This window comes from Ilumatobacter sp. (assembly GCF_049588435.1).
Taxonomy (GTDB): domain Bacteria; phylum Actinomycetota; class Acidimicrobiia; order Acidimicrobiales; family Ilumatobacteraceae; genus Ilumatobacter_A.
Genome location: NZ_JBAVYV010000219.1, coordinates 1 through 6238, shown reverse-complemented (window position 1 = coordinate 6238; position 6238 = coordinate 1). Strand labels below are relative to the sequence as shown.

The window sequence follows — 6238 nt, the reverse complement described above, 5'->3', positions numbered from 1 at the left end:
GCCGGGGCCAGCGACAACACCGAGCGCAGCCCGGACGTGTTCTCAGGCTCAGCTTCGGAGCGAGCATCCATGGGAGTGACCTTTCGTGCGTTGGTTCACGGTGCCGGGCATTCGCCGGGCTGGGCACGATCCCCAGGGCGTTGAGCGTAACGGTCTGACGGCGAGCGTTGAACGTGCTGGTACCAGAAATCGTGCGACCACTCAGGCAGACGTGCGGCGGATACGGTGACCTTCTGGTGAGTACGACGACACGGGCCGCCCAGAAGCCAGATCGCTCGTTCCGTCGCCTGATGGTGGCCAGCGTGATCGCCGGAGTCGTCTTCCTCGCCGTCACGATTCCTGCGCTGGCCGTGCGCTCGCCACTCGGACACGACGAGTCGGTCTATGCGCTGCGGTCGAGGGACCTGCTCGACGGATGGACGTTCCTGTCCGGCGACTACTGGCGTGATTATCGAGCGCCAGGGTTGCCGCTGATGCTCTCGGGTATTGGTCGGGTCATCGGTGTTCATGTGACCACCGCACGAGCGTTCGCGATGTTGCTCGGTCTGCTGATCGTGGTGGCGACTGCGTTGCTGGGGCGACGTCTCGCACATTGGTCGGTGGGAGCGATGGCAGCCGCGCTCCTCGTGTTGTCGTTCGGGTTTGTGTTCACGTCCACCACGCTGCTGGCCGACACTCCGGGTGCGGCATTCGCCATGATCGCGGTCGTCTTCTACCTGCGTGACGTGGATGCGGGACGCCTCCGATGGTCGTATCTGGTCGTGCCGCTCGCCACGTTCGCGTCCACATTGAGCCGCTTCGGCGCGCCGTTCATGATCGCTGCCGGTCTCGTCGGCATGGCTGTGGTAGCGGCGCCCAACGTGGTGTCAGCGCGAAACTGGCGGCTCGTGGCCGAGTCGGCTGTCCTGGCCGTGGGCACAGCCCTGGTCGTGGCACTGATCGTGCTCACGGACACCTTCTCCCTCAACGGCGCCTCGCCGTCCAGTGCCAACAGGGTTCTGGTGGGACGCAACGAGTTCACCTTCTCGACGGGGCTGTCGGACCTCATCCATGTCATCAATCCGTGGTCTGGCCACAGCGCTCAGATGTGGTCAAAGGCCGTCGGCGTCCTCTTCTTGGTCGGGGTGGTGCTGGCAGCGGTGTCGGTGGTCGTGCAGCGCTCAGGCTGGCGAGTCGTGATCTTCGGTTTCGTCGCGGGCACGATCTCTGTTCTGTCGATCGTTGCCACGGTCGGGCTGGTGGTTCCCAATTACCTGAGCCTGACGGTTCCCTTTTGGGCGATCCTGGCTGCGTCGGGATGGGATTGGCTGTTCCGCCTGGCGATCGCGTGGGGTCGCGATCGTGGTCTCCCGGCCGCACGCATTGCGTTCGCGGGCGCAGCGTTGGTCTTCGTCGTGCTGGCGGTGGACGTCGGGCGAGACGTGCGCGCCGAGCACCACAAGTATGAGGTCGCATACAGCAACCTTCGGTCTGCGAGCCTCCTCACCCGGCAGCAGCTCGGAGACGAGTGCGTGCTGATCTCTCGGTTCACGCCGCAGGCGGGCTACTACTCCCAGTGCCGAATCTCGCCATTTCTCGACTGGGATCTGCCGCAGGCGCACGACTCGCTGGCGGTCACGATCGACGCCGTCGTCGACCGGTGGGATTTGGGCATCCCACCGGACTCTCCGATTGCCGTGATGCTCGTGGAGCAGGCGATTCGTCAGCCCGACCTCAGCGAGTTGACCGATCAGGACGATCTCTTCGGGGAACGCCTCGACGAGGCTGGCGAGCCGGGGCAGCGAGGTCGATACATGATTCTCGACGTGGTCGAGCCGTGTGTCGCCGATCGGAGCTGCCCGTCGTTCAGCGCTGAGTGACCGCTCGATCAGGTCCGGCTTCCGGTCGGTTTCGGCGGTTGCCAGGTGAACGTCATCGGGGTGGACCACGAGGCCGGAATCCGGCGGACCACGGGGTCGATCACCGACAGCCCCGCCGCGAAGCGCCGCAGGATGGGATGGCGCTCGCCGAACTCCGGTTCGCGCAGCCGGGCGAACGCGTCGGCGAGCACTCCTTGCTCGAATTGGACGCCGGCACCACACTGTTCGCCGACGTCGGTCACCGTCCGTGTGGTGACGAAGTTGAGGGAAGCCCAGAGCCCCGAAGAACTGATCCGCTCGGGCAGAAACTTTGCCGTCGCGGCAGGTCTCCACGGCAGCAACGGGATTCCGAAGTGTGGTTCGTAGGGAACACGGTAATTCGGGCAGTGGTGGATCATGATGCCACCGGTCTTCAACATCTCGTTCAGGGTCGTGAGTGCGCGGGTGACGTCGTCGACGTGCTCGATCACGTTGTTGGAGAAGATGAGGTCGAAGGCACCGCGGATGTCCGCGCGGTCCACATCTTCAACGGCCACGAAGTGGTGCGGGTGGTCGATCCCCAATGACGCTCTCAACAGCGGATTGACTTGTTGATGGCGCTCGAAACCCGGGCCACCAGGCTCGATCGAGGTGATGTCGAAGCCCGAAGCTGCGAGAAACGCCGACGTGATCCCCAAACCCGACCCGACTTCCAACAACCGGTCCGCAGCGTCGAGGTGGTTTTCGATGACGTGCAGCGTGTGGCGTGACTCCGCGATCGATGTCTCCACCGTCGCCGAGAGCCAGTCGCGGCGCACCTCAGCTGCTGCTGCGATCTGTGCCAAACGCTCGGGGTCGAGAATCGACGTTGAAAACTGGTTGAAATCCGCCCGGAGGTCAGCGGGTGTCGTCATCGATCCTCAGCTCAGCTGTTCGGGGGCATCGGTGGGTCCATGATCACTCGGCCGCCCGGCAGCAATCTCACGTTGGAGTCTCAGCGATTCCCGCAGTTGGTCGAGGGAAGCGACCTTTGCGAGCAGACCCGTCGACTGCCGTTCCACCGCTTCCTGCCACTCGGTGAGTTCGGCGATCGTCGGCGTCGCGGCCAGGTCTGCCTCCACCCGGCGGAGCTGCCGAGCGACACGAGCGGCCTCTTTCGTTCGCTCCGCCCGCTCGCGAGCGAACTTGTACGGGAGGAGTACGGCGAGCCACGAGACGAGAACCCACACCGCCGCTCCCGCGCGTCCGGCCGTCGCAAGAGCGAGGACGACCAGCAGCGCCAGCGCCGAGACAAGTCCCGTCGGGGACGCATACCACGCCGCGATCTGGCGACCGTTGCCGGTGAGCTGTCGAAAGAGTTGCTTCACGTTGAAATGTCCACTTCTGCGTTCGTGTCACCCAGTGCCGAGCGGAGTACTCCGACGAACCGTGGTGTTCTCCCTGGCGACAGCCGGGGACTCGTGAGGACACCGGTCGAGGTGTCGACATCCGCTTCGCGTCTCCAGCCGGGGAACCCGGAGAGTACCTTTCGCTCGATGTCGTCCGGTGCACCGACGACACGGATTCGCGCGGTGGGCAACGCGGACCGTTGTCGAGCAACCTCGGTCTCCACGAAACGATACTTGCGGGGGTCGTCGGGATCGAGCGGCTCCATTGCCCAGGCCGCTGCGAGTCCACGGCGCTCGAGTGCTCGCCCGACGACGATCGCGTGATTGCGGTGCTGGGACGCCTGGTGTTTCCGTGACGTGCTGGCATCGTGGATCCGGTACCGGTAGACCCGCTCGTCGACGTGCACCATCTCGGTGACCTCCGACATCTTCAGGTACATGTCGTAGTCGACGGCGTTGCGGAGGTCTTCCGCGAACCCGACGGTGCGGTGCCAGTCGCGTGCTCGGAACAGCCGGAAGGGATGGACGATCATCAGGTGCAGCATTGTGAAGTGGCTGTAACGCGGGACCACGTACGCATCGCCGATCAGCTTGCCGGCCGGGTCGATCTTGACGAAAGAGCCATACGAGACACCGATTCGGGTTTCTCGAAGCATCGGCGCGAGCATCAGCTCGACCGCATCCGGCGTCAGTTCGTCGTCGGCGTCGAGTTGGCCGATGAAAGCACCGCGACACATGCGCACGGCACGGTTCGATGCAGAACCGATTCCGCCGTTCTCCTGGTCGTCGATTCGTACGCGAGGGTCATCGCGGAAGTGCTCGGTCAGGCGCTCGAGGGTTGCATCGGTCGATCCGTCGTTGACGACGCACACCTCGAGATCTTGCACCGTCTGGTCCAACGCACTCTGCACGGAGTCGACGATCGTGTCTTCGGCGTTGTACGCAGGGATGTAGATGGAGACCAGCGGCACCGTGAATCCACCGTCGGGGTTCGCCGGGCGAAACTGCACCGGGCAGAGATCGACGAGCGTCGGTGGGCTCAGGTCCGGGGTCCGTTCCCGATCGGTCCCGATGCAATCTGTCGGCGACACCTGCCGCAGACCGCACGCGTCGATCAGTGGAACGATGTAGAACCCGCGATTCCAGACTCGGAAGCCCCACTCCACGTCTGCGGATGTGCAGTCGGTGAAGCGCTCGTCGAAGTCCCCGGTGATGTCGAAGAGGCTCCTGGTGAAACTCAGGTTGTCTCCCTGGACGACGCGGAACGGATGTGGTTCGAATCGGAGATCTGCGGTCGACGCAGCGATGGCGAGGCGCCAATCGTTCGTCGAGGCCGACTCACCGGCGTCGACCTGCTCGTCCGCGGACCCAGCGTCCGGCAGCGCCAGCATCGGCTCGATCGAGCGGTGGATGGCTTCGCCCGTGACATCGTTTGCGTCGACACGTCGCTGATGGCCGCAGTAGATCGCGTTCGGGAAAGCCTCGAGGTGGCGGACATGGAGTTCGACGAGCCGCGGTGTCGGCGCCATGTCGCAGGCCAGCAGGAGCACGTTCTCGTGGGACGCAGCCCGGATGCCGAGGTTGCGCGTCCGGATCCGGGAACCGTCGGTTTGGCGGACGTGGCGCACCCCACCGACGTGTGCTCGGAATCCGTCGAGCACCTCGTCGGACTGCTCGGAGCTGCCGCTGTCGGCGACGATGACCTCGATCAACTCCCGCGGGTAGGTCTGCTGGGTCAGACACGCGAGCGTGCGGCCGAGGGACGTTCGCCGGTCGTCGTCGACGGTGACGACGATCGAAACCGGCGTCGAGGGGATGGGACCGCCGCGGGCATGGCGAGTTCGTTCTCGATGATCATTGGCGACCGAGGGGGGAGGACCGACCATCATCCGCGCCGGCACGTTTGCGGGACGTGGGGGGTGGGGGAGAGGCTCGGGCGGCGCGACCTCGGTGGCGGGCACGATCGTCGCGCAGCGAAGGCCGTGGCGCCGGTCCGGCTCGATGACGATCCGGCCCGAGCAAGCCGCAGCGATGGACAGTGCGACGCCATGAGGGCCGGGTCGGTCGACACCGGTGACGATGATCTCCCGCTGCGACCGCCAGTGGCCGGCGATCCGGTGGATGTGGGCGTCGGTCAGTTCCGGATCGCCTCCGTCGACGACGAGACAGGAATCGCTGAGTTCCGGAACCGCCGCATCACACTTCGAAATCATCGGAATAGGACCATATCGATTCGGTCAACGTCGGCAGGCCGGGGCCGCATGGAGGACGGCCGGATCAGACGATCTCGACGGTCGTGCCCTGTCGCATTCGAGACCACCACCCGAATCAGATTCTCGACGTCGCCGGGAGACGCAATCCTCTACGACCGCAACAGCGACCATGCCGACGTCCCGCCGGAGGAATACCACCAGCGGCCACCGAATCCCGAGAACACGTCGGTGAGCCCATCCCCGTCGAAGTCGGCAAGTTTCAATCGGTCGAGAGTGGTGGCAGAAGTGTTCAACTGAATCCATGCGGATTGGCCGCCTGAGGAGTACAGCCAGCGTCCGTTGAAGGTCGAGAACACGTCGGTGACGCCGTCGCCGTTGAAGTCGCCGAATCCGAGGGTGTCGACTTTCGCGCTGGATCTCGCCAGGGTGATCCATGCGGATTGGCCGCCTGAGGAGTACAGCCAGCGTCCGTTGAAGGTCGAGAACACGTCGGTGACGCCGTCGCCGTCGAAGTCGCCGAATCTGAGTTGGTCGAACGTGGCGCCCGAGGTGTTCAGGGGGATCCAGGCGGTCGAGCCGCCCGAGGAGTACCACCACTTGCCGCCGAACGTCGAGAACACGTCGGTGACCCCGTCGCCGTCGAAGTCTCCGAACCGCAGCGCGCCCACCGTGGTGCTCGAGGTCGCCGGATTCGTCGGAAAGCTGGTCGGTTGCGTGCTCTGGGCGATCGACTGCAGCTGCGGAAAGAATCCCCCGCCGGGACACGCGGTCTGCCCGACCTCGCGGTGCCCTGCAACCC

Annotated in this window: 5 protein-coding genes; 1 reads left to right on the top strand and 4 read right to left on the bottom strand. The window is 65.0% G+C overall.

Features of this window, described 5'->3' with window-relative positions:
• Window positions 1-236: 236 nt before the first annotated feature.
• Window positions 237-1859 carry an ArnT family glycosyltransferase gene (locus WBV89_RS08405; RefSeq protein WP_423980884.1) on the top strand — a complete coding sequence of 541 codons (1623 nt, stop codon included), beginning with the start codon at window positions 237-239 and terminating at the stop codon, window positions 1857-1859.
• An 8-nt stretch (window positions 1860-1867) separates the two neighbouring features.
• On the opposite strand, the gene WBV89_RS08400 is transcribed toward WBV89_RS08405, so the two are convergent.
• The 4 genes from WBV89_RS08400 to WBV89_RS08385 all read right to left on the bottom strand — a co-directional run.
• Window positions 1868-2752, bottom strand: a complete 885-nt coding sequence (locus WBV89_RS08400; protein WP_423980883.1) for a class I SAM-dependent methyltransferase — start codon at window positions 2750-2752, stop codon at window positions 1868-1870.
• Window positions 2753-2758: 6 nt separating this feature from the next.
• Window positions 2759-3205: a hypothetical protein gene (locus tag WBV89_RS08395; protein ID WP_423980882.1), complete on the bottom strand. Its 447-nt coding sequence runs from the start codon at window positions 3203-3205 to the stop codon at window positions 2759-2761.
• Entirely contained in the window at window positions 3202-5439 is a 2238-nt protein-coding gene (locus WBV89_RS08390; RefSeq protein ID WP_423980881.1) for a glycosyltransferase, read from the bottom strand. The genes WBV89_RS08395 and WBV89_RS08390 overlap by 4 nt, the downstream gene beginning before the upstream one ends.
• A gap of 149 nt (window positions 5440-5588) precedes the next feature.
• Window positions 5589-6238: FG-GAP repeat domain-containing protein (locus WBV89_RS08385; RefSeq protein WP_423980880.1), on the bottom strand; the 650-nt coding region annotated here is incomplete at its 5' end.

What these genes read in the sequence shown, in the direction of transcription:
- WBV89_RS08400 (WP_423980883.1), bottom strand. Translation starts at nt 2,752, where the DNA reads ATGACGACACCCGCTGACCTCCGGGCGGATTTCAACCAGTTTTCAACG.
- WBV89_RS08390 (WP_423980881.1), bottom strand. Translation starts at nt 5,439, where the DNA reads ATGATTTCGAAGTGTGATGCGGCGGTTCCGGAACTCAGCGATTCCTGT.